Here is a 26,219-nt window from a genome sequence, read left to right on the forward strand (position 1 = left end):
GCGGCTTCCGGCGGCGGCTCGACGGCGACCGGCGCGGGCGCCGCGCGGGGCGGTGCCTCCTCCTCGGAGGCCGTCGCGGGCCCCTGGGTTTCTCCCGGCCCCCGCCCCAGCGCGCGCCGACGGCCGGCGCGGGGGCCGGGGCTGGAGGCGTCGTTCGAGGTCATGGCCCCCGCAGGCTACCGCTACCGCCCGCGCAACCGTCGTACGAGGATGCTGGCGTCCCCGCGGCTCTCCAGGTCGGCGAGGACCACGGCGACCGCCTCGCGGACGATGCGGCCCCGGTCGACGGCGAGGCCGTGCTCGCCGCGGAGCACCAGGCGGGCGTGCTCCAGGTCCATCAGCTCCTCGGCGGAGACGTACACGGTGATCTTCTCGTCGTGGCGCTCACGGCCGCTGGGGCGGCGTGCGGCCGCCCTGCCGCCGCGCTTGCGGGGCTGGGCGGTGGCAGAACCTTCCTGCGCGCCCGCGCCCGGCACGGAGGGCCGCGCGGAGCGCTCCGCGCCCCGGCTGCGCGACTCGCCCGCCGAGCCCGGTTCCGCGTCCGCCGCCGCGTGCTCGGCGCCCTCGCCGTCGCCGCCCTGCGCGGGCACCGACTGCGGCGCGTCCTCGGCGGCGGCCTGGTCGCTCTCCCCCGCCGGCGCCGGCACGCGTGCCTCGCCGTTGGCCGGCCGCCGCGGGGTGGACGCCTGGAGCGCCATCCCCCCTGTCGTACGGAAGAGTTCGTCGGCCCCCGGCAGACTCACTCGGCGTGACACCGGGCGAGCACCTCCCTGGCGAGCTGGCGGTAGGCGGCGGCACCGACGGAGTTGGACGCGTACGTGGTGATCGGCTCACCGGCGACCGTGGTCTCCGGGAAGCGGACGGTGCGCCCGATGACCGTGTGGTAGACGTGGTCGTCGAACGCCTCGACGACACGCGCGAGCACCTCACGGCTGTGCACCGTGCGCGAGTCGTACATCGTGGCGAGGATGCCGTCGAGCTCCAGGTCGGGGTTGAGCCGCTCCTGGACCTTCTCGATCGTCTCGGTCAGCAGGGCCACACCGCGCAGCGCGAAGAACTCGCACTCCAGCGGCACGATCACCTTGTGCGCGGCGGTCAGGGCGTTGACCGTGAGCAGGCCGAGCGAGGGCTGGCAGTCGATCACGATGTAGTCGTAGTCGTCCATCAGCGGCTTCAGCGCGCGCTGCAGCGTGGACTCGCGCGCGACCTCGCTCACCAGCTGCACCTCGGCCGCCGACAGGTCGATGTTGCTGGGCAGCAGGTCCATGTTGGGGACCGCCGTCTTCAGCAGCACCTCGTCGGCCGCCATGCCCCGCTCCATGAGCAGGTTGTAGACGGTGAGGTCGAGCTCCATCGGGTTGACGCCGAGCCCGACCGACAGCGCGCCCTGCGGGTCGAAGTCGACGAGCAGCACCCGGCGCCCGTACTCGGCGAGCGCGGCACCCAGGTTGATGGTCGACGTGGTCTTGCCCACGCCGCCCTTCTGGTTGCACATCGCGATGATCTTCGCGGGGCCGTGATCGGTCAGCGGGCCCGGGATCGGGAAGTACGGCAGCGGGCGTCCGGTCGGACCGATGCGCTCACGGCGCTGGCGGGCCGCGTCGGGCGCGAGCGTGGCGGCGTACTCGGGATCCGGCTCGTACTCCGCGTCCGGGTCGTAGAAGTGCCCCTCGGGCAGTTCGTCGTAGTCGGCGAAGTGGTTGCGGGGCGCGCCACTTCCGTCGCCGGCCATGGCGTTCACGTGTTGGCCATCCATACTCATGTGTGCTGTCAGAGTTGCCTGCGGACTCTGGTGGGCGGCTTCGAAGGTACGTACGGCGACGGAGCCGACAGCCTCGAGACGCCCCGGGCTGTGGGCCCGTGCAGGCATTCCTGGTTGACCACCCCCGGGAGTAAATGTCGACTCATTCACAAGTCGTCTTACCTCCTTGGTGACCAGGGAACTTCTAGACAGGTCAGCGTGGCACCATGCCGACGTTCGGCGACTCTATGGCGTGTCGGCCGTCCGCAGCAACACAATCCGCCGGACCCGGCCCGATGTGTCGGCAATGAAACATCCCTCTGTCAAGGGCGTACGGCCGTCGCACAGCAGGTTTCACCGGTGCGCGAATCGGTTGAAGCGTTACGTTCGAGGCGAGTTGACCGAGAATCGCAAAGTGACCATACACACACCCGGCCGGACCTTGTCGGGCAAGGTCCGGCCGGGTGTGTGGGGTTGACGGCACTTGTTGACGTATCGCCTTTGCGGGTTGCCGACTTAGCCGAGCAGCGTGCTCGGATCCACGTACTCCAGACCGTGGGCGTCGGCGACCTCGCGGTAAACGACCTTGCCGTCATGCGTGTTGAGACCCCGGGCCAGCGCGGGGTCACGGCGCAGCGCCTCGACCCAGCCGCGGTTGGCCAGCTCCACGATGTACGGCAGCGTGGCGTTGGTGAGGGCGTTGGTGGAGGTGTTGGACACCGCGCCCGGCATGTTGGCGACGCAGTAGAAGACCGAGTTGTGGACCGGGAAGGTCGGCTCGGCGTGCGTGGTGGGACGCGAGTCCTCGAAGCAGCCGCCCTGGTCGATCGCGATGTCGACAAGAACACTTCCGGGCTTCATCCGGGAGACCAGCTCGTTGGTGACGAGCTTCGGGGCCTTGGCGCCCGGGATGAGGACCGCGCCGATGACCAGGTCCGCGTCGAGGACGGCCTTCTCCAGCTCGAAGGAGTTGGACATGACGGCCTTGACCTTGGTGCCGAAGATCTTGTCGGCCTCGCGCAGCTTGTTGATGTCGCGGTCGAGCAGGGTCACGTCGAAGCCCATGCCGACGGCGATCTGGGTGGCGTTCCAGCCGGAGACGCCACCGCCGATGACGACGGCCTTGGCCGGGATCACGCCGGGCACGCCGCCCGGAAGCACACCGCGGCCGCCGTTGGAGGCCATCAGGTGGTAGGCGCCGACCTGCGGGGCCAGCCGGCCCGCGACCTCGGACATCGGGGCCAGCAGCGGCAGGGCGCGGCTGGGCAGCTCGACCGTCTCGTAGGCGATCGCGGTGGTGCCGGACTCGACGAGGGCGTCCGTGCACGCCTTGGACGCGGCCAGGTGCAGGTAGGTGAAGAGCGTCTGGTCCTTGCGGAGGCGGTGGTACTCCTCCGCGATCGGCTCCTTGACCTTCAGCACCAGGTCGGCGGCGGCCCAGACCTCGTCGGCGGTGTCCAGCATCCGGGCACCGGCGGCGACGTACTCGGCGTCCGGGATCGAGGAGCCGACGCCGGCCTCGCGCTCGATGACCACCTGGTGGCCGTGGCGCACCAGCTCGTGCACGCCGGCGGGGGTGATGGCCACCCGGAACTCGTTGTTCTTGACCTCGCGGGGGATGCCGACCTTCACGGGGATCACGGTCCTTGGCTCAGAGAATGGGCTATTACAAGACATACCCGCTCAAGCGCGGGCACACCTGGAGAGACCGCAGGAGAATGTGCGGCAGAGCCAGTCTAATGAAGGTGTTCCCGCTGTCTAGCCTTTCAAAGCATCAATCTTCAGACGATGCGCTACGGATTTCGCAGGCGTCTTCGGGATCTTCCCTCAACATGCGGTCTGCGGTACTCCGCTCCAGGCCCGCCGCGACGGGGTCGCCGAGCCGGTCGAGGGTGTCGGCGAGCCGCAGGTGCAGGGCGGCCTGGAGCCGGACGTCCTCGGCCCTGCGGGCCCACTCGACGGCCTCCTGGCACGTGCGCAGCGACTCCTCGGGCCGTCCCGCGTACTCCTGGACCCGGGCCAGCTCCGACAGCGCCCGCGCCTGCGCGGCCACGTCCCCGCCCTTGCGGTACCCGGCGACCGCCGCGCGCCAGGAGCGCACCGCCTCGCCGTAGCGGCCCGCGTAGGTGTGGGCGGTGGCGATGCGGCCGTAGATCCGTGCGGCGTCGGCGCGCTCGTCGCGGGCCAGCCGCTGGGCCAGGGCCCGGCCGAACCAGTCGGCGGCCCGGTCGTAGTCCCCGAGCTCCAGGTGGGCGCCGCCCACGGATTCCATCGCGCGGCCGGTGGCGTACGGGTCGTTCGCCTCGCGTCCGGCGTCCAGCGCGGCCCGGTAGCGCGTCAGGGCCTCGGCGGTGCGGCCGGTGCGGGCGTCGAGGTCGGCCAGGTTCAGCAGGGCCGCGGCCCTTTCTCGGGGCAGTTCGCGGCGCTCCGCGACGTCGAGCACGAGGCGGTGGATGCCGTACAGGTCGGGGGCCGCGGCCTGGGTGCCGAAGTGCGCCACCATGGCCCGGACCAGCTGGGACATGAGCCGGCGGGCCAGGGTGTCCAGTTCCCCGTCGGCGACCGCGAGGCGGGCCGAGGCGAGCAGGGCGGGGCGCCGGGCGCGCAGCCAGTCGGCGGCCGCCCTCGGCGTGGGGAAGCGCAGGTCGCGCGGCATGCCCACGAGCTTCTCGCGGGCCTGCGGACTGTCCGTCTCGGTGACCGCCCGGCAGGACTGGAGCAGCCGCACCGTCCGCTCCAGCATCCGGGCGCGGGCCAGCTGCAGCTCGGCCGGCCGGTCCTGGGTCTCGGCGAGGCGGGTCAGCCGGGCGTGCAGGCAGTCGGGGACCTCGTACCCGGGCGGAGTGGAGCCGACCGCGCGCAGCAGGCCGAGGCCGACGAAGTCGTCGAGGGTGGTGCGGGCGCCGCTCACCGAGCACCCGGCGAGCGCGGAGGCGGTGTGCGGGTCGACCAGGCCGGCCGGGGCGAGGGAGAGCAGGCGCAGCATCCGGGCGGCGGTGCTGGGCAGTGAGGCGTAGACGAGGCGGAAGACGCGGCTGAGCGCGGTACCCTCGTCGCCCTCCGCGTGCACGTGTCTGGCCAGGTCGGCGACGGCCGCCTGGGGCCGGGCCGCGAGCCAGCCGCCGGCCAGGGTGAGTGCCGCGGGCTGGGCCTGGCAGACCTCGACCAGTTGCTCGGCGGCCCGGGGGTCGACGGTGATGCGGACCGAGCCGGTGTACCCGGACAGCAGTTCCATGGCCGACTTGGTGTCGAGGCCGCCCAGCGTGCACGGGCGGACGTCCGCGATGCCGGTCAGCGGCCCCTCGGCGACCACCACGGCCAGGCAGTCCGGGGTGTCCGGCAGCAGGGCGTCGACCTGTTCGGCATCGGCGGCGTCGTCGAGCAGCAGCAGGGCCCGGCGGTCGGCCAGGGCGGTGCGCAGCGCCTCGGTGAGGTCGTCCTCGCCGGCGCCGGGCGGGGTGGGACGGTCCAGGTCGGTGAGGAGTTCGCGGGCGATCCGTGCGACCGGCACGCGCGTGCCGTCCGGTTCGCTGAGCCGGGCCCGCAGCACGCCGTCGGGGTAGTCGTCCGCGACCTGGGCGGCCAGTTCCCCGGCGAGCGCGGTGCGGCCCGAGCCGGGGCGGCCGGCGATGAGCAGTACGCGCGCGCGAGGGGCCTTGCGTCCGGAGAGGGTGTCAAGGCCCGCGCGCTCGATGTCGGCGCGCAGCTCCTTCAACTCCCGGTTGCGGCCCAGGAACCGACTCTCCTCGACAGGGTCTTCCGACAGCCGTTCGCCGTCCGTGTCCACCGCCTGATCCGTCACGGGCCACACTCCCGATCCCACCGCACCGGCGCCCGCCGGAACCCCGGTTCGGGCGTTTCCAGAGCCTAGTTCACGCTCTGCGACGATCCCGGCGGAGCGCGGCGGGCAGGTCCCTCGATCGGATCAACAGATGGTCACACTGGCAGCGGACGCCGGGTGGCCCGGCGTCGGCCGATCAGGCCTCGAAGGGGCGGGCCGGCCACGGCGCACCGGCCGGACGGAGCGCGTCGAGTCCGTCGCCCCGCTCCGCGGCGATCAGCGAGAGCACGCCCACGACCAGGCAGTTGTTGTGCAGGTCGCCCGCGAGCACCCCGCGCACCAGGTCCGCGACCGGCACTCGGGCCAGCTCCATGTCGGCCTCTTCGTCCTCGACCTCGAAGCGCTCGCCCTCGGCCTCGGAGAGGTTCCGGGCGAGGAAGATCCGCACGGCCTCGTCGCAGCCGCCGGGGGTGGTGTAGACGTCGGTCAGCACCCGCCAGTCCTCGGCCTTGACGTGCGCCTCCTCGTAGAGCTCGCGCTGGGCGGCGTGCAGCGGGTTCTCGCCGGGGACGTCGAGGAGTCCGGCGGGGATCTCCCACAGCTTCTCGCGCACGGGGTGCCGGTACTGGCGGATGACCAGCACCCGGCCCTCGCCGTCAAGGGCGAGGACGGCCACCGAGCCGGGGTGGACCTGGTAGTCGCGGGTCACCACGGAGCCGTCGGGCATGACGACGTCGTCCGTGCGGACCGAGGTCTTCTTGCCGCGGAAGGGCGTCGCGGTGCCCCGGACCTCCCACTCCTCGGGGGTGTCCTTGATCGTACTGCCCGTCATGCCTGACCTGCCCTTTCAGACGTACGCGAAAGCCGGGGCCCGCGCCGTTGAGTGCGCGTGCCCCGGCCACCGTACAACTGGTGTGCTACTTCGACGTCTTCCGCTCGACCGCGGCCTTGACCAGCCCGGCGAAGAGCGGGTGCGGGCGGGTCGGGCGCGAGCGCAGCTCCGGGTGCGCCTGCGTGGCGACCAGGTACGGGTGGACGTCGCGCGGGTACTCGACGTACTCGACGAGCTTGCCGTCCGGGGAGGTGCCCGAGAAGACGATGCCGGCCTTCTTCTCCAGCTCCGCGCGGTAGGCGTTGTTCACCTCGTAGCGGTGACGGTGCCGCTCCTCGACGTACTCCTTGCCGTCGTACACCTCGCGCACGATGGAGCCCTCGGCCAGCTTCGCCGGGTACATGCCCAGCCGCATGGTGCCGCCCATGTCGCCCTCGCCGGCCACGATGTCCAGCTGCTCGGCCATGGTGGAGATGACCGGGTGGCCGGTGGCCGGGTCGAACTCGGTGGAGTTGGCGTCCGCGATGCCGGCCAGGTTGCGCGCGGCCTCGACCACGATGCACTGCAGGCCCAGGCAGAGGCCGAGCAGCGGGATCCGGTTCTCGCGGGCGTACTGGATGGCGCCGACCTTGCCGAGCACACCGCGGTCGCCGAAGCCGCCCGGGATGCAGATCGCGTCGACGCCGCCGAGCTGCGCCGCCGCGCCCGCCGCGGTCTTGCAGTCGTCGGACGTGACCCACTTGATCTTCACGCGCGCCTTGTTGGCGAAGCCGCCGGCGCGCAGCGCCTCGGTGACCGAGAGGTAGGCGTCGGGCAGGTCGATGTACTTGCCGACCAGGGCCATGGTGATCTCGTGGTCGGGCTTGTGGACGCGGTCGAGCAGGTCGTCCCAGGTCGTCCAGTCCACGTCGCGGAACGGCAGGTCCAGCTTGCGGACGACGTAGGCGTCCAGGCCCTCGGTGTGGACGACCTTCGGGATGTCGTAGATCGACCGGGCGTCGGGGCACGCCACCACGGCGGCCTCGTCGACGTCGCACATCAGGGAGATCTTGCGCTTGATCGCGGTCGGGACCTCGCGGTCGCAGCGCAGCACGATGGCGTCCGGCTGGATACCGATGTTGCGCAGCGCCGCGACCGAGTGCTGGGTCGGCTTGGTCTTCAGCTCACCCGAAGGGCCGATGTAGGGCAGGAGGGAGATGTGGACCACGAACACGTTGTCCCGGCCGACCTCGTGCCGGACCTGGCGGACGGTCTCCAGGAACGGCAGCGACTCGATGTCGCCGACCGTGCCGCCGACCTCGGTGATCACGACGTCGACCTCGTCCGTCGCCATGCGGCGGATGCGGTGCTTGATCTCGTTGGTGATGTGCGGGATGACCTGGACCGTGTCGCCCAGGTACTCGCCGCGCCGCTCCTTGGCGATCACCGTGTTGTAGACCTGGCCGGTGGTGACGTTGGCGGAACCGTCGAGGTCGCGGTCGAGGAAGCGCTCGTAGTGGCCGATGTCCAGGTCGGTCTCGGCGCCGTCGTTGGTGACGAACACCTCACCGTGCTGGAAGGGGTTCATCGTGCCCGGGTCGACGTTCAGGTAGGGGTCGAGCTTCTGCATCACGACGCGCAGACCCCGGGCCTTGAGCAGCATGCCGAGGCTGGAGGCGGTCAGCCCCTTGCCGAGCGAGGAGGCGACACCCCCGGTGACGAAGATGTGCTTGGTCGTCGAGGCTGTGCTGTTTCGAAAAACGCTGGGCGGCATGGCCAAGAGGGGGCTCCCGTGGTCGCGGTCTGGGGTGCGGTGCGCTCGCCCTCCGCCCCCGTCGTCCGGGGGTGTCGGCGGTGGCGCCGTCGCTGCGGTTCCGGGGTTTTTCTCCCACCGGTCCACGGGCTACCAGCGTATCAGCGCCTCGGGGCGGCGGCTTCCGGCCACCCTCCGCGCACACCCGGACACGCAGGTGGAGGCGTCACACTTTCCTCACCCGGTGGTCACCCGTTCGGCGGACCCGGGTTGCCCGGAGCGGCACACAGATCATCTACGTGCGTCGTATCCTGCTCGGACGTTCGCTGCCGAGCCGGCCCCGGCGACGCGGCACCACCCCTCGCCCGTCACCGCCGGAACAACGAGAGCTCGTCAGTTGGTTGAGCGACAATTGTCGTTTGCGGCACAGCGTTTGGCTTGACGGCCGGACGACTGCTTTGCTTCATGGCTCAACGACGCATGACATACACCCTGACCCCACCCTTGACCGCACTAGCGACCGCCCCCATCGCGGGGTGACGTGGCCGTTCGACTGGAGTTGCACGTGGCCGGGCGCATCGAAGACTACGCACTCATCGGAGACATGCAGACCGCCGCACTGGTCTGCCGGGACGGCACAGTCGACTGGCTGTGCCTGCCCCGCTTCGACTCGCATGCCATCTTCGCCGGTCTGCTGGGCACCGGGGAACACGGCTTCTGGCGGATCGGACCCGCCTGCGCCCCGGGCGCGGAGCCGCCCAGTGCGGCCCGGCGGACCTACCGCGGCGACTCGCTGGTCCTGGAGTCCGAGTGGGACACCGGCCGCGGCACGGTCCGGGTGACCGATTTCATGCCGCCGCGCGACGGCGCGCCGCAGCTGATCCGGATCGTGGAGGGCGTCTCCGGCCGGGTGCCGATGCGCTCGGAGCTGCGGATGCGGTTCAGCTACGGCCGGGTGGTCCCCTGGGTGCACAAGCACGAGGGCCGCACGGTGGCCGTCGCGGGGCCCGACTCGGTGTGGTTCGACACGGATGTCGAGACCTACGGCAAGGCGCTCACCACGTACGCGGACTTCACCGTCGCTCCGGGTGACCGGATCGCGTTCACCATCTCGTGGGAGCCCTCGCACAAGGAGCCGCCCCCGCTGCCCGAGCCCGAGCAGTCCCTGGTGGCCACCGAGGACTTCTGGCGCGACTGGGTCGATCACTGTACGTACCACGGCCCCTACCGGGAGGCCGTGGTCCGCTCCCTGATCACGCTGAAGGCCCTGACGTACGCCCCCACCGGCGGCATCGTCGCCGCGCCCACCACCTCCCTCCCGGAGGAGATCGGTGGCGTCCGCAACTGGGACTACCGCTACACCTGGCTGCGGGACGCGGCGATCACCCTGTCCTCACTGCTGCGCACCGGCTACCGCGAGGAGGCCCGCGCATGGCGCGAGTGGCTGCTGCGCGCGGTCGCGGGCGACCCGGAGAACCTCCAGATCATGTACGGCATCGCCGGTGAGCGGGAGCTGGGCGAGGCGGAGCTGGACTGGCTGCCGGGCTACGAGAACTCCACCCCCGTGCGGGTCGGCAACGGCGCGGCGCACCAGCTCCAGCTGGACGTCTACGGCGAGGTCACCGAGGCCCTGCACCTGGCCCACATGACCGGCCTGGCCCGCAACGACTACGCGTCGGTGCTCCAGCTGAAGCTGATCCGCTACCTGGAGGACCACTGGCAGGAGCCGGACGAGGGCATCTGGGAGGTGCGCGGCCCGCGCCGCCACTTCGTGCACTCCAAGGTGATGGCCTGGGTCGCCGTCGACCGCACCATCAAGCTGATCGAGTCCGGCGACGCGGACGGCCCGCTGGAGCGCTGGAAGCAGCTGCGCGACGACATCCACCGGGACGTGTGCGAGAAGGGCTACGACAAGGAACGCAACACGTTCACGCAGTCCTACGGCTCCCAGGAACTGGACGCCTCACTGCTGCTGATCCCGCAGATGGGCTTCCTGCCGCCGGACGACAAGCGGGTCATCGGCACCATCGAGGCCATCCAGCGTGAGCTGTCCACGTCGGACGGATTCATCCTGCGCTACCCGACGGACGGCAAGGACGAGGGCGTCGACGGCCTCCCGGGCGACGAGGGCGCCTTCCTCGCCTGCTCGTTCTGGATGGCGGACGACCTGGCGATGATCGGCCGCGTGGACGAGGCCCGCAAGCTCTTCGAGAAGCTGCTCTCCCTGCGCAACGACCTCGGCCTGCTCGCCGAGGAGTGGGACCCGCGCCTGCAACGCCAGGTCGGCAACTTCCCGCAGGCCTTCAGCCACGTGCCGTTGATCGACACCGCACTGCGGCTGACAGCGAGCGGGGCGTACGGGGGCTAGCGGGGCGTACGGGGCCGACGGGCCCACCGAGACCGACGACGGCGCCCGCGGGCCGGACCGGGTGGTTCGGCCCGCGGATGTCCCGGGGGTGCCCCGGCGGGTAGCGTCCGGCACATGGACAGCGGCAGGAACAGCGGATTCGACACCCAGGGCGCCGGGATCACCGTGCAGCGGGCACTGGAGCTGCCCGGGCTGCGCAGCGGCCTGCCGGAGATCCTGGCGGGCGCCGACCGGCTGCAGCGCACCGTGCGCTGGGTGCACGCCGGCGAGGTCCCGAATATCGCCTCGCTGCTCAAGGGCGGCGAGCTGCTGCTGACCACGGGCTACGGCCTGGGCACCCGCCCCGCCGAGCAGCGGGCGTTCGTCCGCACGCTGGCCGAGCGCGGCATCGCGGCCCTCGTCGTCGAACTGGGCCCGCGCTTCGCCCGGCTGCCCGCGGCCCTCGTCGACACCGCCCGGGCGGCCGGGCTGCCGCTGGTCCAGCTGCACCGCGAGGTGCCGTTCGTGACGGTCACCGAGGAGATCCACACCGAGATCGTCAACGGCCACTACGCGCTGCTGCAGCGGGCCGAGGAGGTGCACAGCCGGTGTACCCGGGCCCTGCTGGGCGGCGGCGGAGTCCCCCAGGTGCTGGGCATCCTGGCCGACTTCGGCGACAACCCGGTCTTCCTGGAGACCACCGACGGCCGCCTGCTGTACGCCGCCGGGTCCGGGCCGGAGGGCGCCGACCCGCTCCAGGTGTGGGAGGGGCTGCGCGGCCCGCACAAGGACGCGCCGCCCCCGGCCGGCTCGGTCCTGGTGGACGTGCCCGGCGGCGGGCCCGGCGCCGGGTCGGTGCGGGCGCGGCTGGTGCTGCTGCCGGTGCGCTCGCCGCTGGCGCCGGTGCACCGGATGGCGGCGGAGCGGGCGGCTGGCAGCCTCGCCGTGGTGCTGATGCAGGCGCGGCAGGAGGAGGAGCTGGCGGCGCGCGGGCGCGGCGACTTCCTCAGCGACCTCGCCGAGGGCCGGGTCACGGCGGAGGACGCCCCGGCCCAGGCGCGCGTCCTGGGCTTCAAACCGGGCGACGGTCCGCTGCTCCCGGTGGTGATGCGGCTCGGCGACGCCCTGTCCCCGGCCGGGGGCGGCTGGGCGGTGCTAGCCCGCGCCGTCGCCGAGGAGCTGGCGTCGGTCGGGGTGCCGGTGCTGCTGGGCGTACGGCCGGTGGAGGGCCGGGTGCCGCTGCTCCTCGGGCTGCGTTCGGAGTCGGAGCGGGCGGCGGTCGCGGACCGGGTCGCGGCGGCGCTGCGGGCGGGCGTGGAGCGGGCCGGGATGCAGCGGCCGGGGGCGCAGCCGCCCGTCGTGGTCGTCGGAGTGGCCGGCGGCTGGGCGGCGGCGTCGGCGAGCCTGCGGCACGCGGCGGAGACGGCGACCGCGGCGCAGGGGCTGACCGACCGGCCCTGGTACGACGCGCGGCGCCTCGACATCGACCTGCTGCTGTGGCGGCTGCGCGACCATCCGGACCTCGCGGCGTTCGTGGACCGGGCGATCGGCCCGCTGCGCGACCACGACGACCGCTCGAAGCCGCCCCTGCTGCCCACGCTCCAGACGTACCTGGCGCACGCCGGCCGCAAGGCGGAGACCGCGCGCGAACTCCACCTCAACCGGCAGACGCTCTACAACCGGCTGGCGCGGATCGGGGAGTTGCTGGGCACGGACCTGGACGACCCGCAGACCGTGCTGGCCCTGAGCCTGGCCCTGCGCGCCCGCCGGCACGTGACCTAGAGCAGCGGTGTGGGCTGGGTCAGCTCGTCGTAGACGCTGAGGACCTGGGCGACGGTCTCGTCCTCGGTCGGCCAGGTGGCCGCCTGCCTCACACCCCGCGCCCGGAGTTCGTCCCGTCGGCCGGGGTCGCCGAGCAGGCGGACGACGGCGTCGGCGAGCCCTTGCGCGTCCCCGGCCGGGACGAGTTCGGCGGCGTCGCCGACGAGTTCGGGGATGCTGCCCACCTGGGCGGCGACGAGCGGCACGCACGCGTGGAGCGCCTCCTGGGCGAGCACGGAGCGTCCCGTCTCCCGGCGGGCCGGCAGCAGCGCGAGGTCGGCGGCCGCCAGCAGGTCCGGGACGTCGTCGCGGCGGCCGGCGAGCAGCACCGGCAGCCCTTCGCTCTCGATCCGCCCCTGCAGCTCCGCGCGCAGCGGCCCCTCCCCCGCGACGACGACCAGCGGTGCGGGATCCAGACGGCGCCACACCCGCGCGGCGTCCAGCAGGACGTCGTACCCCCGGTGGCGCTCCAGGGAACCGACCGCGACCAGCAAGGGCCTTTCCACCGCGCCGAGTTCGGCCCTCAGCTTCGGGCGCAGCCGGTCGGGGTCCTCGGGCCCGGCCGGGCTTCCCGGTCGGACGGGGAGCGCCACGGGACCGAGCCGGGCGTCCCGCGCTCCGGTCCCCCGGGCCCCGTCGACCAGCGCCGAGGTGGTGCCGAGGACGACGGTGGCCGCCTTCATCACCCGTCGTTCCAGCGCCCGCAGCAGGTGGGCGCGCGCGCCCTCGGCGTACGCGCGGTCGTGCCAGGTGACGACGAGCGGCGTACGCACCCGTCGCCCGCCCAGAGCCAGCACCGCGCGGAAGGAGGCGTGCAGTCCGTGCGCGTGCACCAGGTCGGCGTCCGCGCACACCGCCCGCAGCGCGGCCACCGAGACGGGATCGCTGCTGCGCGGCACGTGCACGTGCTCGGCTCCGGTGCCCGTGAAGTCGTAGGTGCACTCCGCATCGGAGGGGGCGCACACAGTGACTTTCACGCCCCTGGCGACGAGCCCCGCGGCCAGTGAACGCACGTGCGCGCTGCTGCCGGCGTTGCCGCCGCCCAGCACCTGCACGGTGCGCAGCGGAGACTGGCCGTGCGGTGAGTGGCTGCTCACGGGGGTCACCTGGCCGGGGCTCCTGGTTCGGCGGGGGTGGGACACGAAGAACGTACAGAACGATGGTGCGGAGGGTGTGCGCCGCGCGTCGGGCCGCGCGTCACTCCGTCAAGGATGCCAGGCCGTACGGGTGTTCCGGGAACGACGGCCGCCGCGGGAGGTCGACCACCGGGGCAACGGAACGGCACCGGTTCACTCACACGAGTGAACGACGCGGGCCGGCCGCCAGCTCACCGCCGACCGCCGCGGCCACCAGCGCGACCGCGTGCGCGGCGACCACGGCCCGCCCGCCCGCGGCCACCACCGCGACCCCGAGCGCCGCGCCCAGCGCGTGCGCTCCCGTGTCCCCGAGCATGGTGCGCTCGGCGACGTCGTCGGGCAGCACGGCCGCCGCCGCTCCCATCGCGACGGCCGCCGTCTCCGCCCCGGGACCCGAGCGCAGCAGCCCCGGCGCCCCGAGCGCCAGGACCGCCGCACCGGCCCGCCCCGGGCGTACGTCCAGGAGGTTGACCAAGTGCGCGGCCCCGGCGATGACGACACCGGCCAGCAGCCGGTCCAGCGGCCGGTCCTTCAGCACCGCCCCCGCGGCGAGCGCGGCCCCGGAGACGCCGAACAGCTTGACCGCCCCGGCGGTGACCTCGCCGTCCCGCAACGCCGTCAGATGCGCCCGGAACCCGCGCCGGGCGTCGCCCGCGCCCGCCACGTCGTCGTAGGCCCCGCAGGCACCCGCCGCGAGCACGGCGAGCCCGGCGGCGGGCCGCACCCTCGCCGTGCCGACCGCCGCCGCCAGGGCGCAGGCGGGCCCGGCGTACAGATCCACCGTCCGACCCGCGTGGTTCTCGCGCTCCCAGCGTTCCCGGCCGCCCGGCGCCACGGCGCGCAGCGCGGTCAGGCCGGTCCGGGCGAGACCGGCGGCGAGGGCGAAGGAGGCGGTGCGGCCACGGCGGTTGATCATCCGGACACCCTACGGGCGTCCGGAACCCTGCCTCTACGCGTCCGCACGAGCCGTTTCGAGCAGTTCCTCCGCATGTGCCCGGGCCGTCTCGGAGTCCTCCTGGCCGGCCAGCATCCGGGACAGTTCACGGATCCGCTCCTCGCCCTCCAGGACCTTCACGCCGGAGCGGGTCACGGACCCGTCGTTCGTCTTCTCCACCAGCAGCTGCCGGTCGGCGAACGCGGCCACCTGCGGCAGATGGGTGACGACCACGACCTGCGCGCTCTTCGCCAGCCGCGCGAGCCGGCGGCCGATCTCCACCGCCGCCTTGCCGCCGACACCGGCGTCGACCTCGTCGAAGAGGTAGGTCGGTACCGGGTCCGTGCCCGCGAACACGACCTCCACGGCCAGCATCACGCGCGACAGCTCACCCCCGGACGCGCCCTTGGCGATCGGCCGCGGCGGCGCCCCCGGGTGCGGGGCGAGCAGCAGCTCGACCTCGTCGGCACCCGACGGCCCGTAGGCGACCGCGCGACCGCCGACCTCGACGCCCTCCGGGTCCTCGGTCTGCCGGATCTCGAACGACACGCGCGCGTGGGGCATGGCGAGCGAGGCCAGCTCGGCGGTCACCGCGGCGGCGAACCGCTCGGCGGCCTCCGTCCGCGCGTCCGACAGCGCCTGGGCCAGTCCGCTCAGTTCCGCCCGCAGCGCGTCCCGTTCGGCGGTCAGTTCACCGATCCGCTCGTCGTCGCCGTCCAGCTCGGTCAGCCGCGCGGCACTCTGCTCGGACCACGCGAGCACGGTGGCGACGTCCTCGCCGTACTTCCGGGTCAGCGCGGTGAGCGCGGCCCGCCGCTCCTCGACCGCGGCCAGCCGCAGCGGATCGGCGTCCAGGTCGTCCGCGTACCCCGCCAGTTCCCCGGCCACGTCCCGCAGCAGGATGCCGACCTCGCCGATCCGCTCGGCCAGCGCGGCCAGCGCCGGGTCGTGCGACCGTACGGCGTCCAGGGCCCGCTGCGCGCCCGCGACGAGGGTCGCCGCGTCGACGCCCTCGGGGTCCTCGGGGTTGCCGGCCAGGGCGGCGTGTGCGGCCGTGGCGGCCGAGGCGAGCGCCTCGGCGTGTCCCAGCCGCTCGGCCTCCTCCGCCAGCTCGACGTCCTCACCGGCGCGCGGTTCCACGGCGGCGACCTCGTCGAGGCCGTAGCGCAGCAGGTCGGCCTCCTGGGCGCGCTCACGCGCGCGGGTGGTGATCTCGTCCAGTTCGGTGGCGACGGCCCGCAGCCGCCGGTAGGCCCCGGCGTACTTGTCGAGGGGCCCGGCGACCGCGTCGCCCGCGTACCGGTCGAGGGCCTGCCGTTGCCGGGACAGTTTGAGCAGTCCCTGCTGGTCGGTCTGCCCGTGCACGGCCACCAGTTCGTCGGCCAGCTCGGCGAGCATCCCCACGGGCACGGACCGCCCGCCCAGATGGGCCCGCGAGCGCCCCTCGGCGGAGACGGTACGGCTGATCAGCAGCGCCCCGTCGTCCAGCTCGGCCCCGGCCTCCTCGGCCCGGACCGCGGCGGCGGCACCCCCGGGCACGGCGATCCGTCCCTCGACGACCGCGCTCTTCGCCCCGATCCGCACCAGCGCGGCGTCCGCGCGTCCGCCCAGCAGCAGCCCGAGGCTGGTGACCACCATGGTCTTACCGGCGCCCGTCTCACCGGTGACAGCGGTGAACCCGGGCGACAACTCGACCACGGCGTCGTCGATGACTCCGAGCGACCGTATCCGCATCTCCTCAAGCACGGACACGACCTTACGAGGTCGAGGGCGGGGAACGCACACAGGCCGCTCATGTGACGCCGGGCAGGGTGTGCCGCTCGGGGGCGCGGGGAACTGCGTGACCAGCCACGGACGACCCGCGGCCGGGGCACAACAGATCCACCCCTTCGAGACCGCTAGTGCGGCGCCCCGCGCCACCCGGACACGGGCAACGCGAACTTCGCCACCAGCCGGTCGGTGAACGACGCATGGTGCAGCCGGGCCAGCCGCACCGGCACCGCCCCCCGCCGAACCTCCACGCGCGCCCCCGGCGGCAACTCCACCGTCCGCCGCCCGTCACACCACAGCACCCCCGGCGGGATGTGCGGCAGCACCTCCACCGCGAGCACGGAATCCGGCGAGGTCACCAACGGCTTCGCGAACAGCGCGTGCGCACTGATCGGCACCATCAGCAGCGCCTCCACCTCGGGCCACACCACCGGCCCGCCGGCGGAGAAGGCGTACGCCGTCGACCCGGTCGGCGTCGACAGCACGATGCCGTCGCAGCCGAACCCGGTCACCGGCCGTCCGTCGATCTCCAGCACGACTTCCAGCAGCTTCTCGGCGCCCGCCTTCTGCACGGCCGCCTCGTTCAGCGCCCAGTCGGTGTGCACGATGTCGCCGTTGCGGTGCACGACGACGTCGACGGTCATCCGCTCCTCGACCTCGTAGGCCCGGCTCACCACCCGGTCGACGACCTTGTCGAGGTCGTCCCGCTCGGCCTCGGCGAGGAAGCCGACCCGCCCGAGGTTGACCCCGAGCATCGGCACGCCGGAGGCGCGGGCGAACTCGGCGCCGCGCAGCAGCGTGCCGTCGCCGCCGAGGACGATCAGCAGCTCGCACCCGTCGAGGCACTGCGGAGTGGCCTCGCCGACCAGCTGCACCTCGCTCGGCAGCGGCAGGTCCCGCGCCTCCGCCTCCAGGACCCGTACGCCGATCCCGGCCCGCAGCAGCCCCTTGACCACCAGCTCCGCGCTGCGGATGGCGGCGGGACGCCCGGTGTGGGCGAGCAGGAAAACAGTACGAGCTCGGTTCTGTGTCAACGCGGCCCCTCCGCCACTGCACGGTCAACGTCGGCCGGGTCCAGTGCGCCGGCCCCGGCCCGCAGCCACAGAAAGTACTCGACGTTCCCGGAGGGACCCGGCAGCGGACTGGCGGTGACCCCCTTCACACCGAGCCCCAGTTCCCAGGCCTTGTGGGCGACTCCCCGCACGGCCTCGGCCCGCAGCTGCGCACTGCGTACCACTCCCCCGCTGCCCAGCCGCTCCTTGCCCACCTCGAACTGCGGCTTCACCATCATCACCAGGTCGGCGTCCGGCCGGGTGCACCGCGCCAGGGCGGGCAGCACCAGTCCGAGCGGGATGAAGGACAGATCCCCCACGACAAGATCCACGGGCTCCCCATCGATCGCTTCGAGCGTCAACTCGCGTACGTTCGTACGGTCCTTGACGGTGACGCGTTCATCCTGCCGGAGGCTCCAGGCGAGTTGTCCGTATCCCACGTCCACGGCGACGACTTGCGCGGCGCCCGCCCGCAGCAGTACGTCGGTGAAGCCGCCGGTGGAGGCGCCGGCGTCCAGCGCCCGGCGGCCCTCGACGACGAGGCCCCGCGGCCCGAACGCCGCGAGGGCGCCCGCGAGCTTGTGGCCGCCGCGCGAGACGTAGTCGGGATCGCCGTCGTCGTCGGTCACCACGATCGCGGCGGCCGTCTCCACCTGCGTGGCGGGCTTGGTCGCGACGGTCTTGCCGACGGAGACCCGCCCGGCGGCGATCAGCTGGCTGGCGTGCTCGCGCGAGCGCGCCAGTCTGCGGCGGACCAGCTCCGCGTCGAGACGGCGGCGTGCGACTCCTGCCACGTTCGGTTCAGCTCCTGCGGTCGTACGGTGATGGCGGCGACGGGGGCGCCGGGGGGCCCTGGGGTCCCGGGCGGGCGTCGAGCGCGGTGAGCGCGTCGCGCAGCCCCCGGTGTACATCCTCGTACACCTCGACATGTCCGTCCGTGGCCAGGTGGTCTGCGTCGGCCAGCCGGGCCAGCCCGGCGTCGACCTCGGCGTTGCCGGTCGGGGTGCGGGGGACGCCCAGCGGGGCGGGGGCCGCGGGCTCGTACCCGGACTCCGCCTCCCGGGGCTCCGGCCCGGCCCCGTTCTCCTGGACCGCCGGCTCCGGTACTGCGTCGCTCATGCCCCGACGCTACCGCGTACCGCTGGGGTACGGTTCGTCCCGATGGCGACGACTGAGGAGTGCCGTGCAGCACTCGACAAGCTCTCGGACAACATGCGGGGCGCCGAAGGGGACGTGCGGTCGGCCGCCGCGCTGGACCGCTCGGTGAGCTGCCACATCACCGACCTGGACGTCACCTTCGCCGGACGCATGGCGGACGGCGGGATCGACGTGCGCGAGACCCTGGCGGGCCCCCCGCGCGAGAAGGCCGAGATCAGGCTGGCGATGACCGGCGACGACCTGGTGGCGCTGGTCGCCGGCGAACTGAACTTCGCCAAGGCCTGGGGCTCGGGCCGGGTGCGGCTGGAGGCGGGCCTGCGCGACCTGTTCCGGCTCAGGAAGCTTCTGTAGCCGCCACCTTCCGGACCGCCTTGCCGAGCTGGGTGCCGCCCGCGCCCCGAGCCCTGCGCGCGGCCGGCACCACCAGCGGCGTCCCCGTCTCCGGGTCGTCGATGACCTGGCAGCGCAGCCCGAAGACCCGCTCGACGAGGTCGGCCGTGACGATGTCCCGCGGCGCGCCCTCGGCGATGATCTCCCCCTCGCGCAGCGCGATGAGGTGGGTGGCGTACCGGGCGGCGTGGTTGAGGTCGTGCAGGACCGCCACGAGCGTGCGGCCCTGCTCCTCGTGGAGTTCGGCGCACAGGTCGAGGACATCGATCTGGTGCTGGATGTCCAGGTATGTCGTCGGCTCGTCGAGGAGCAGCAACGGGGTCTGCTGGGCGAGCGCCATGGCGATCCACACCCGCTGGCGCTGACCGCCGGAGAGTTCGTCGACATAGCGCTCGGCGAGCTCGGAGATGCCGGTCTGCGCCATGGACTCCTGGACCACCCGCTCGTCCTCGGCCGACCACTGCCGCAGCAGCCCCTGGTGCGGGTAGCGGCCGCGGCCGACGAGGTCGCCGACGGTGATCCCGTCGGGCGCGATGGAGGACTGGGGCAGCAGGCCGAGGGTCCGCGCGACCTGCTTGGCGGGCATCGACTGGATGACCGACCCGTCGAGGAGCACCCGGCCCTGGGTGGGCTTGAGCATCCGCGACAGGGCTCGCAGCAGGGTCGACTTGCCGCACGCGTTCGGGCCGACGATCACCGTGAAGGAGTTGTCGGGTATCTCCACCGACAGCTGCTCCGCGATGACCCGCTGGTCGTAGGCGAGGGTGACGTTCTCGGCGGTCAGGCGGTTCACGTTGCTCCTTTGGTTGTTCGGCCCACTGCGGCCACCGGTGCCGGCGCTCATATCCGGCCCGCCTTGCGCTCGGTGACCAGCAGCCACAGCAGATAGACGCCGCCGAGAACGCCGGTGACCACGCCCACGGGAAGCTGGTCCGCGCCGAAGGTCCGCTGCGAGATCCAGTCGGCGCTCACCAGCAGTGCGGCGCCCATGCACAGGGAGGGCAGCAGGTTGGGACCCGGCGAACGGGTCAGCCGCCGGGCCAGCTGCGGCGCGGTGAGCGCCACGAAGCTGACCGGGCCGGCGGCGGCCGTGGCGGCGGCGGTCAGCAGCACGGCGGCCACCATCAGCAGCGCGCGCACCCGCTCGACGCGCACCCCGAGGGCGTACGAGACGTCGTCGCCCATCTCCATCATCCGCAGCGCCCGTCCGTTGCCGAGCACGAGCGGCACGAGCAGGGCGCACAGCGCGAGCAGCGGCCAGACCTGGTCCCAGTCGCGGCCGTTGAGGGAGCCGGTCATCCAGACGACGGCGCGGGAGGCGTCGACGATGTCGGCCCGGGTGAGGAGGTAGCCGTTGACCGCCGTGACGATCGCGGACACGCCGATGCCCACCAGGACCAGCCGGTACCCGTGCACGCCGCGCTTCCAGGCGAGCAGATAGATGGCGGTGCCGGTCACCAGGCCGCCGGCGAGCGCGCCGAAGGTGACCTGGGCGGAGCTGCCGGAGAACAGGACGATCATGGTGAGCGCGCCGGCCGTCGCGCCCTGTCCGAGGCCGAGTACGTCCGGACTGCCGAGCGGGTTGCGGGAGATGGCCTGGAACAGCGCGCCGCCGACGCCGAGCGCGGCGCCGACCAGCAGTCCGACCAGGACCCGCGGCAGACGCAGTTCGTTGACGATGAACTCCTGGCCGGCGTTGCCCTCGCCGGCCAGGGTCCGCAGCACGTCGGCGGCCGGTATCCCGAAGTCGCCGGTGCCGATCAGCACCACGCTCGCGGCGAGCGCGACGACCAGCAGCAGGGCGACGACGACCACGGCCCGCACGTCGAGGCGGAACGACAGGCCACCGGGCCCGCGAACGGCTCGGCTGCTCTTCAGGGCCTTGGCCTTCTCGGCGCTCTTGACCTTCTTGGCGTTCCTGGGGGTCTTCACAGTCCTCACGGTCTTCGCGGTCCTCACAGCTGGGCCGTCCTCCGCCGTCGTACGAGATAGATGAAGACCGGCCCGCCGAGGACGGCGGTGACGATGCCCACCTGGAGCTCCGCGGGCCGTGCGACGATCCGGCCGAGGACGTCCGCGCCCAGCAGCAGCACGGGTGACAGGATCGCGGCGTACGGCAGGATCCAGCGCAGGTCGGGACCGGTGAAGGAGCGGACGATGTGCGGGACCATCAGGCCGACGAACACGATCGGCCCGCAGGCCGCGGTCGCCGCCCCGCACAGCACGGTCGCGGCGAGCATGGCCAGCGCCCGGGTGCGGTTCAGATTGGCGCCGAGGGCCTTGGCGGTGTCGTCGCCCATCTCCATGGCGTTGAGCGGCCGGGCGAGCGCGAGCGCGAGGATCGTGCCCACGCCGAAGAACGGCAGCACTTCCATGATGGTGCTGTCGGTCGCCGAGGCGAGCGAACCCACCGTCCAGAAGCGCATCCTGCCCAGCGCCGCGTCGTCCATGATCATCACGGCCTGGAGGTAGCCGAACAGCGCGGCGCTGATCGCGGTGCCGGCCAGGACCAGCCGCACCGGCGTGGCCCCCCGGCTGCCGCCCAGGAACCAGACCAGCGCGCCGACCCCGGCGGCACCGGCGAAGGCGAACCAGACGTATCCGGTCAGCGAGGTGACGCCGAAGAAGGTGATGGCCGTGACGACCGCGGCCGAGGCTCCGGCGTTGATGCCGAGCAGTCCCGGGTCGGCCAGTGGATTGCGGGTGAGCGCCTGGAGCACCGCGCCCGCGAGGCCGAGCGCGGCGCCGGCCAGCAGACCGAGGACGGTCCGCGACAGACGTTCGCCGACCACGACGTCGCCGTAGGTGCCCGAGTCGTGGAACAGACCGTGCCAGACCTGCGCCAGGGACAGGTCCTTCGCACCGATCGCGATGCTCGCCAGCACGACGGACACCAGCACGGCCACGGACACGGGCAGCCCCGCGGCACGCAGGACGCGGCGCTTGGCGGGCGGCGCGGGGGCGGTCTCCGCGCGCTGTTCGGGGGGACTCTCGACCAACACGCTGGTTAGGCTAGCCTACCCTGCCAAACGATCACGATCCCGTGGCGTGCGGCCGCCGCCCGCCCCGGTGGCTCACAGCCCCAGCCGCGCCAGCGCCTTCCCCGAGTCCAGGCCGCACCCTTCCTCCCCGCCGGCCGTCCAGGCCGCCGCGCACAAGGCACGCAGAGCGTCCAGCGCCTCGCCGTCGCCCTCCAGTTCCAGCCGGTCCTCGCCCGCCGTCGCCGTCCAGCCACCGCAGCGGAATCCGTCGTCCGCGCCACCGGTGACCTCCGGCTGCCCGGTGAGCAGTCCGCGCAGATCCGCGTCGACGTACGTCGGCCGGTGCCGCGGCGGCGCGGACAGCAACTGCGCGCCGTCGGTCACACCGGTCAGGACGAGCAGCGAGTCGACCTCGCCGCTGAACGCGCCCTCGATGTCCGTGTCCAGGCGGTCCCCGACCACCAACGGCCGCCGTGCGCCGGTGCGCAGGATCGTCTCCCGGTGCATGGGAGGCAACGGCTTCCCCGCGACCTGCGGCTCGGCGCCGGTCGCGATCCGCACCACCTCCACCGCCGCGCCGTTGCCCGGGGCGATTCCCCGGGCGCCCGGAATGGTGAGGTCCGTGTTGGACGCGTACCAGGGCAGGCCCCGCGCGATGGCATAGCACGCCTCGGCGAACCGCCCCCACGGCAGCTCGGGCCCGCCGTACCCCTGCACCACGGCCGCCGGGTCGTCCTCGGCGGACTCCACCGGCTCGAGGCCGCGTTCACGCAGTGCCACGCGCAGTCCCTCGCCCCCGATGACCAGCACCCGCGACCCCGCCGGCAGCTGGTCGGCGATCAGCCGGGCCACCGCCTGGGCGGACGTGATGACGTCGGCGGCGTCCGTCGCGATCCCCAACTCGGTCAGGTGCCCGGCCACCGCGTCCGGCGTCCGCAGGGCGTTGTTCGTCACGTACGCGAGGTGCATGCCGCCGTCGCGGGCCACGGCGAGCGAGTCGACCGCGTGCGCGATCGCGTTCCCCCCGGCGTACACCACGCCGTCCAGGTCGAGCAGCGCCGTGTCGTACGCCTCGCTCAGGTGCCGCCCACTGCCCGCGGGCCTCGTCCTGACGCTCCGGCTCATTGCACATCGCTCCTCGTTCGACGCCTTTCCCCCGATCATCCCCCATGCCACCGACAGACGTACGATGCCGGGATGAACACTGCAGGTCACCCGGAAGCAACGGCGCACCGGGGCCTGGAACTCACCCCGTTCCGAGGCCTCCGCTACGACCCCGACCGGGTCGGCAGCCTGGCCGCCGTGACGTCCCCGCCCTACGACGTCGTGGTCCGCCCCGACGGCCTGCTGCACCTGGAGTCCGCCGACCCGCACAACATCGTCCGGCTGATCCTGCCCCAGGCCCCCACCCCGGAGGCGCGCCACGAACAGGCCGCCCGGACCCTGCGGCGCTGGCTGGCCGAGGGCGTCCTGACCACCGACCCCGAACCGGGCCTGTACGTCTACGAACAGCGCGCCGGCGACGGCCTCCTGCAACGCGGCATCATCGGCGCCCTGCGCGTGTCGGACCCCGCCGAGCGTGTCGTCCTGCCGCACGAGGACGTCATGCCGCACGTCGTCGCCGACCGCGCGGCGCTCATGCGCGCCACCTGGACGAACCTCGAACCCCTGCTGCTGACCTACCGCGGCGACGACACCACGTCCGCCACCACCGCCCTCGTGGAACGCACCGCCCAACAGCCACCGCTGCTCGCGACGACCACGGAGGACGGCTACCGCCACCGACTGTGGTCGGTCACCGACCCCGACGCGGTGGCCCGGGTCCGCGGCGAACTGGCACGGCACCAGGCCCTCATCGCGGACGGCCACCACCGCTGGGCGACCTACCGCACCCTCCGCGCGGAGCACCCCTCCCCCAGCCCGTGGGACCACGGCCTGGTCCTCCTGGTCGACACGGTCCGCTATCCGCTGCGGGTCCGCGCCATCCACCGCCTGCTGCACGACCTCCCGGTGCGGGACGCCGTCGCCGCCCTGGACGGCCACTTCCAAGTCCGCCGCCTGGACACGCCGCTGGCCGAGTCCCTGGACACCCTGGCGAAGGCCGCCGACGCGGGCAACGCCTTCCTGCTCGCCGGCGACGGCGCCTTCCACCTCGTGGACCGCCCCGAACCCGCTCTGCTGGCCCGCACCGTCCCCACCGACCGGCCCGAGGCCTGGCGCACGCTGGACGCCACCGTCCTGCACACCACACTCCTCGCCCACGTCTGGCACATCCCCGACGACTCGGCGGCCCACGTCTCCTACATCCACGACACGGCGGCCACGGTCGAGAAGGCGGAACGCGACGGCGGTACGGCGGTGCTGATGCACCCGGTCCGCGAGGAGGTCGTCCGCGAACTGGCCCGGCAGGGCGTCACGATGCCCCGCAAGTCGACGTCCTTCGGCCCGAAGCCGGCCTCCGGTCTGGTGCTGCGCGCACTCGACGCGTAACGCGAAAGGGGCGGGACCGTAACGTACGGTCCCGCCCCTTAGACGTCGCGTCAGTCCTTGTCGCCGTCCTCGGCCTCGTCCTGAACGGCCGTGCTCTCCCCGGCGTCCTCCGCACCTTCGTCGAGGGCGTCCACGAAGTCCACGCCGTCCAGCTCGGCCAGCCGGTCGGAGGCGTCCGTGCTGCCGTCCCGGTCGGACTCCACGGCCTTCGCGAACCACTCCCGCGCCTCCTGCTCACGGCCCGCGGCCAGCAGCGCGTCGGCGTAGGCGTAACGCAGCCGCGCGGTCCACGGCTGCACGGAGTTGGAGGCCAGCTCGGGGCTCTGCAGCGTCACGATGGCCGCGTCCAGCTGCCCCATGTCGCGCCGGGCGCCGGCCGCCACGAGACGCATCTCGACCTGACCGGCCTTGTCCAGCTTGTGCACCTCGGGGGTGCCGGCCATGTCCAGCGCCTTCTCCGGACGGCCCAGCCCACGCTCGCAGTCGGCCATCACCGGCCACAGCTCCACGGAACCGGTCATCCGCCGCGCGGCACGGAACTCCGCCAGCGCCTCGCTGTACTTCTGGTTGGCGTACGCCGCGAAACCGGCGGCCTCCCGTACGGCGGCGACACGGGACGCCAGCCGCAGGGCCACCCTGGAGTAGCCGTACGCCCCCTCCGGGTCCTCGTCCAGCAGCCTGGCGACCATCACCAGGTTCCTGGCGACGTCCTCCGCGAGCGTCTTGGGCAGGCTCTGCAGCTCCTGCCGCACGTCCTTGTCGATCTCGTCGCCGGTGACCTCCTCGGGGATCGGCAGGCGCTTGATCGGCTCCCGGTCCCGGTCGCGGTCACGGTCCCGCTCGTCACGGAAGCGTCCACCGCCACCGTGCCGGTCGTCGCGCCCCCGGAAGCCTCCGGGCCGGCCACCGCGGTCGTCCCGACGGGGCCCACGCCCACCGCGGTCGTCCCGGCCACGGAATCCACCGCGGTCACCCCCACGGTTGTCGTCCCGCCGGAAGCCACCCCGGTCGCCCCGGTCGTCGCGACGATCATCGCGCCGGTCGTCCCGACGGTAGGCGGGACGGTCACCACGGTCACCGCGGTCACCGCGGTCGTCACGACGGAACGGAGGACGCTCGTCACGGCGGTCGTCGCGCCGGTCGTCGCGTCGATCATCCCGACGGTAGGACGGACGCTCACGACGGTCGTCGCGGCGGTCGTCCTGACGGTATGAGGGGCGCTCGTCGCGACGGTACGAGGGACGGTCGTCGCGCCGGTCATCGCGACGGAACGAAGGACGGTCATCACGACGGTCATCACGACGGAACGAAGGACGATCACCGCGGTCGTCACGACGCGGTCCACGGTCACGGTCGTCCCGACGCCCGTACCCGCCACCTCGGTTGTCATCGCGACGGAACGAGGGACGGTCATCGCGACGCTCGTCACGGCGGAAGCCACCCCGCTGGTCGCCCCGGTCGTCACGACGGAACGAGGGACGGTCGCCCCGATCGTCACGTCGATCATCTCGACGGTCGTCACGTCGATCATCTCGGCGGAAGGCAGCGCGATCGCCACGGTCACCGCGGTCGTCGCGGCGGTCGTCGCGACGGAACGAGGGACGGTCGTCGCGACGGAACCCGCGGTCACCGCCCCGATCGCGGTCATCGCGACGCGGCCCGCGGTCACGGTCGTCACGGCGGAATCCGCCGCCACGCTGCCCGCCGCGGTCACGGTCGTTGTCGCGACGGAAGCCGCCACGGTCTCCGCGCTGACCCCCACGGTCGCCGCGGTCACCACTGTCCCGGCGCCGCTGATCGCGCTCCGGTCGGTCGTCGGGAGAGTTGGTGGACATCGGGTGACTCCTGTCTTCGGTACCGCAAGTCATTCTCGCGCAGCCGGGTACCCGGTGCGCCCTGAAAAAACGAAAGGACCCCTGGTCCCCAGCTGAACGCTGGGGACCAGGGGTCCTTCCCAAAGATTGTTCGGCGGCGTCCTACTCTCCCACAGGGTCCCCCCTGCAGTACCATCGGCGCTGTAAGGCTTAGCTTCCGGGTTCGGAATGTAACCGGGC

Annotated in this window: 22 protein-coding genes and 1 rRNA gene; 4 read left to right on the plus strand and 19 right to left on the minus strand. The window is 73.0% G+C overall.

The genetic code is table 11. The annotated features are described in order from the left end of the window. Nucleotides 1–182 precede the first annotated feature (182 nt). The 6 genes from ACGF3J_RS33940 to ACGF3J_RS33965 all read right to left on the minus strand — a co-directional run bounded on the left by ACGF3J_RS33940 (nucleotide 183) and on the right by ACGF3J_RS33965 (nucleotide 8,107). Nucleotides 183–698, minus strand: a complete 516-nt coding sequence (locus ACGF3J_RS33940) for a hypothetical protein (protein ID WP_202557913.1) — start codon at nucleotides 696–698, stop codon at nucleotides 183–185. 41 nt (nucleotides 699–739) lie between these two features. Continuing rightward, nucleotides 740–1,870, minus strand: coding sequence for a ParA family protein (locus ACGF3J_RS33945; RefSeq protein ID WP_161328082.1), 1,131 nt, complete (start codon nucleotides 1,868–1,870; stop codon nucleotides 740–742). Nucleotides 1,871–2,257: 387 nt separating this feature from the next. Further along, nucleotides 2,258–3,373 carry an alanine dehydrogenase gene (gene ald / locus ACGF3J_RS33950; RefSeq protein WP_161328083.1) on the minus strand — a complete coding sequence of 372 codons (1,116 nt, stop codon included), beginning with the start codon at nucleotides 3,371–3,373 and terminating at the stop codon, nucleotides 2,258–2,260. A gap of 142 nt (nucleotides 3,374–3,515) precedes the next feature. Then, complete coding sequence (locus ACGF3J_RS33955; RefSeq protein WP_161328084.1) at nucleotides 3,516–5,543, minus strand: tetratricopeptide repeat protein; 2,028 nt, start codon at nucleotides 5,541–5,543, stop codon at nucleotides 3,516–3,518. A 175-nt stretch (nucleotides 5,544–5,718) separates the two neighbouring features. Beyond that, nucleotides 5,719–6,354 carry an NUDIX hydrolase gene (locus tag ACGF3J_RS33960; RefSeq protein ID WP_161328085.1) on the minus strand — a complete coding sequence of 212 codons (636 nt, stop codon included), beginning with the start codon at nucleotides 6,352–6,354 and terminating at the stop codon, nucleotides 5,719–5,721. An 85-nt stretch (nucleotides 6,355–6,439) separates the two neighbouring features. Continuing rightward, nucleotides 6,440–8,107 carry a CTP synthase gene (locus ACGF3J_RS33965; protein WP_161328086.1) on the minus strand — a complete coding sequence of 556 codons (1,668 nt, stop codon included), beginning with the start codon at nucleotides 8,105–8,107 and terminating at the stop codon, nucleotides 6,440–6,442. Nucleotides 8,108–8,651: 544 nt separating this feature from the next. On the opposite strand from ACGF3J_RS33965, the gene ACGF3J_RS33970 reads away from it, so the two are divergent. Next, a complete protein-coding gene (locus ACGF3J_RS33970) occupies nucleotides 8,652–10,454 on the plus strand; it encodes a glycoside hydrolase family 15 protein (RefSeq protein WP_161328087.1) in 1,803 nt (600 codons plus the stop codon). Nucleotides 10,455–10,568: 114 nt separating this feature from the next. Continuing rightward, a complete protein-coding gene (locus ACGF3J_RS33975) occupies nucleotides 10,569–12,215 on the plus strand; it encodes a PucR family transcriptional regulator (protein ID WP_393855539.1) in 1,647 nt (548 codons plus the stop codon). Here the strand turns inward: ACGF3J_RS33975 and ACGF3J_RS33980 are convergent. From ACGF3J_RS33980 to ACGF3J_RS34005, 6 genes are all read right to left on the minus strand, one after another. Further along, nucleotides 12,212–13,360, minus strand: a complete 1,149-nt coding sequence (locus tag ACGF3J_RS33980; RefSeq protein ID WP_161331106.1) for a glycosyltransferase family 4 protein — start codon at nucleotides 13,358–13,360, stop codon at nucleotides 12,212–12,214. The two genes, ACGF3J_RS33975 and ACGF3J_RS33980, sit on opposite strands and share 4 nt — an antisense overlap. A gap of 187 nt (nucleotides 13,361–13,547) precedes the next feature. Further along, nucleotides 13,548–14,306, minus strand: a complete 759-nt coding sequence (locus ACGF3J_RS33985) for a hypothetical protein (RefSeq protein ID WP_393855540.1) — start codon at nucleotides 14,304–14,306, stop codon at nucleotides 13,548–13,550. Between the two features lie 33 nt (nucleotides 14,307–14,339). Continuing rightward, nucleotides 14,340–16,058: a DNA repair protein RecN gene (recN, locus tag ACGF3J_RS33990; RefSeq protein WP_386933342.1), complete on the minus strand. Its 1,719-nt coding sequence runs from the start codon at nucleotides 16,056–16,058 to the stop codon at nucleotides 14,340–14,342. Nucleotides 16,059–16,222: 164 nt separating this feature from the next. Next, nucleotides 16,223–17,128, minus strand: coding sequence for an NAD kinase (locus tag ACGF3J_RS33995; protein WP_064727154.1), 906 nt, complete (start codon nucleotides 17,126–17,128; stop codon nucleotides 16,223–16,225). After that, nucleotides 17,125–17,940, minus strand: a complete 816-nt coding sequence (locus ACGF3J_RS34000) for a hemolysin (protein ID WP_161329170.1) — start codon at nucleotides 17,938–17,940, stop codon at nucleotides 17,125–17,127. The genes ACGF3J_RS33995 and ACGF3J_RS34000 overlap by 4 nt, the downstream gene beginning before the upstream one ends. Before the next feature lie 7 nt (nucleotides 17,941–17,947). Continuing rightward, nucleotides 17,948–18,265, minus strand: a complete 318-nt coding sequence (locus tag ACGF3J_RS34005) for a hypothetical protein (RefSeq protein WP_386933334.1) — start codon at nucleotides 18,263–18,265, stop codon at nucleotides 17,948–17,950. 42 nt (nucleotides 18,266–18,307) lie between these two features. Between ACGF3J_RS34005 and ACGF3J_RS34010 the strand changes: the two genes are divergently transcribed. Continuing rightward, nucleotides 18,308–18,655, plus strand: a complete 348-nt coding sequence (locus ACGF3J_RS34010; RefSeq protein WP_161329163.1) for an SCP2 sterol-binding domain-containing protein — start codon at nucleotides 18,308–18,310, stop codon at nucleotides 18,653–18,655. Here ACGF3J_RS34010 and ACGF3J_RS34015 read toward each other — a convergent pair. The 4 genes from ACGF3J_RS34015 to ACGF3J_RS34030 all read right to left on the minus strand — a co-directional run bounded on the left by ACGF3J_RS34015 (nucleotide 18,639) and on the right by ACGF3J_RS34030 (nucleotide 22,800). Continuing rightward, a complete protein-coding gene (locus tag ACGF3J_RS34015) occupies nucleotides 18,639–19,538 on the minus strand; it encodes an ABC transporter ATP-binding protein (RefSeq protein ID WP_202558201.1) in 900 nt (299 codons plus the stop codon). The two genes, ACGF3J_RS34010 and ACGF3J_RS34015, sit on opposite strands and share 17 nt — an antisense overlap. Next, entirely contained in the window at nucleotides 19,535–20,572 is a 1,038-nt protein-coding gene (locus ACGF3J_RS34020; protein WP_161329171.1) for an iron chelate uptake ABC transporter family permease subunit, read from the minus strand. Before ACGF3J_RS34020 ends, ACGF3J_RS34015 begins: the two co-directional genes overlap by 4 nt. 77 nt (nucleotides 20,573–20,649) lie before the next feature. Further along, nucleotides 20,650–21,696 (minus strand): iron chelate uptake ABC transporter family permease subunit, encoded by a 1,047-nt coding sequence (locus tag ACGF3J_RS34025; protein WP_161329165.1) that lies wholly within the window; start codon nucleotides 21,694–21,696, stop codon nucleotides 20,650–20,652. Between the two features lie 72 nt (nucleotides 21,697–21,768). After that, entirely contained in the window at nucleotides 21,769–22,800 is a 1,032-nt protein-coding gene (locus ACGF3J_RS34030) for an HAD hydrolase-like protein (protein WP_161329166.1), read from the minus strand. A gap of 72 nt (nucleotides 22,801–22,872) precedes the next feature. Between ACGF3J_RS34030 and ACGF3J_RS34035 the strand changes: the two genes are divergently transcribed. Continuing rightward, a complete protein-coding gene (locus ACGF3J_RS34035) occupies nucleotides 22,873–24,165 on the plus strand; it encodes a DUF1015 domain-containing protein (RefSeq protein WP_161329167.1) in 1,293 nt (430 codons plus the stop codon). Between the two features lie 50 nt (nucleotides 24,166–24,215). Here the strand turns inward: ACGF3J_RS34035 and ACGF3J_RS34040 are convergent, their stop codons facing one another. From ACGF3J_RS34040 to rrf, 3 genes are all read right to left on the minus strand, one after another. Beyond that, nucleotides 24,216–24,962, minus strand: coding sequence for a tetratricopeptide repeat protein (locus ACGF3J_RS34040; RefSeq protein WP_202558204.1), 747 nt, complete (start codon nucleotides 24,960–24,962; stop codon nucleotides 24,216–24,218). Next, nucleotides 24,854–25,942 (minus strand): hypothetical protein, encoded by a 1,089-nt coding sequence (locus ACGF3J_RS34045; protein ID WP_393855543.1) that lies wholly within the window; start codon nucleotides 25,940–25,942, stop codon nucleotides 24,854–24,856. Before ACGF3J_RS34045 ends, ACGF3J_RS34040 begins: the two co-directional genes overlap by 109 nt. 186 nt (nucleotides 25,943–26,128) lie before the next feature. Beyond that, nucleotides 26,129–26,219, minus strand: a 5S ribosomal RNA gene (gene rrf, locus ACGF3J_RS34050); the annotation flags it as partial.

The sequence above is a fragment of the Streptomyces sp. NPDC048171 genome, assembly GCF_043202655.1.
In the GTDB taxonomy this organism is placed as follows: Bacteria; Actinomycetota; Actinomycetes; order Streptomycetales; family Streptomycetaceae; genus Streptomyces.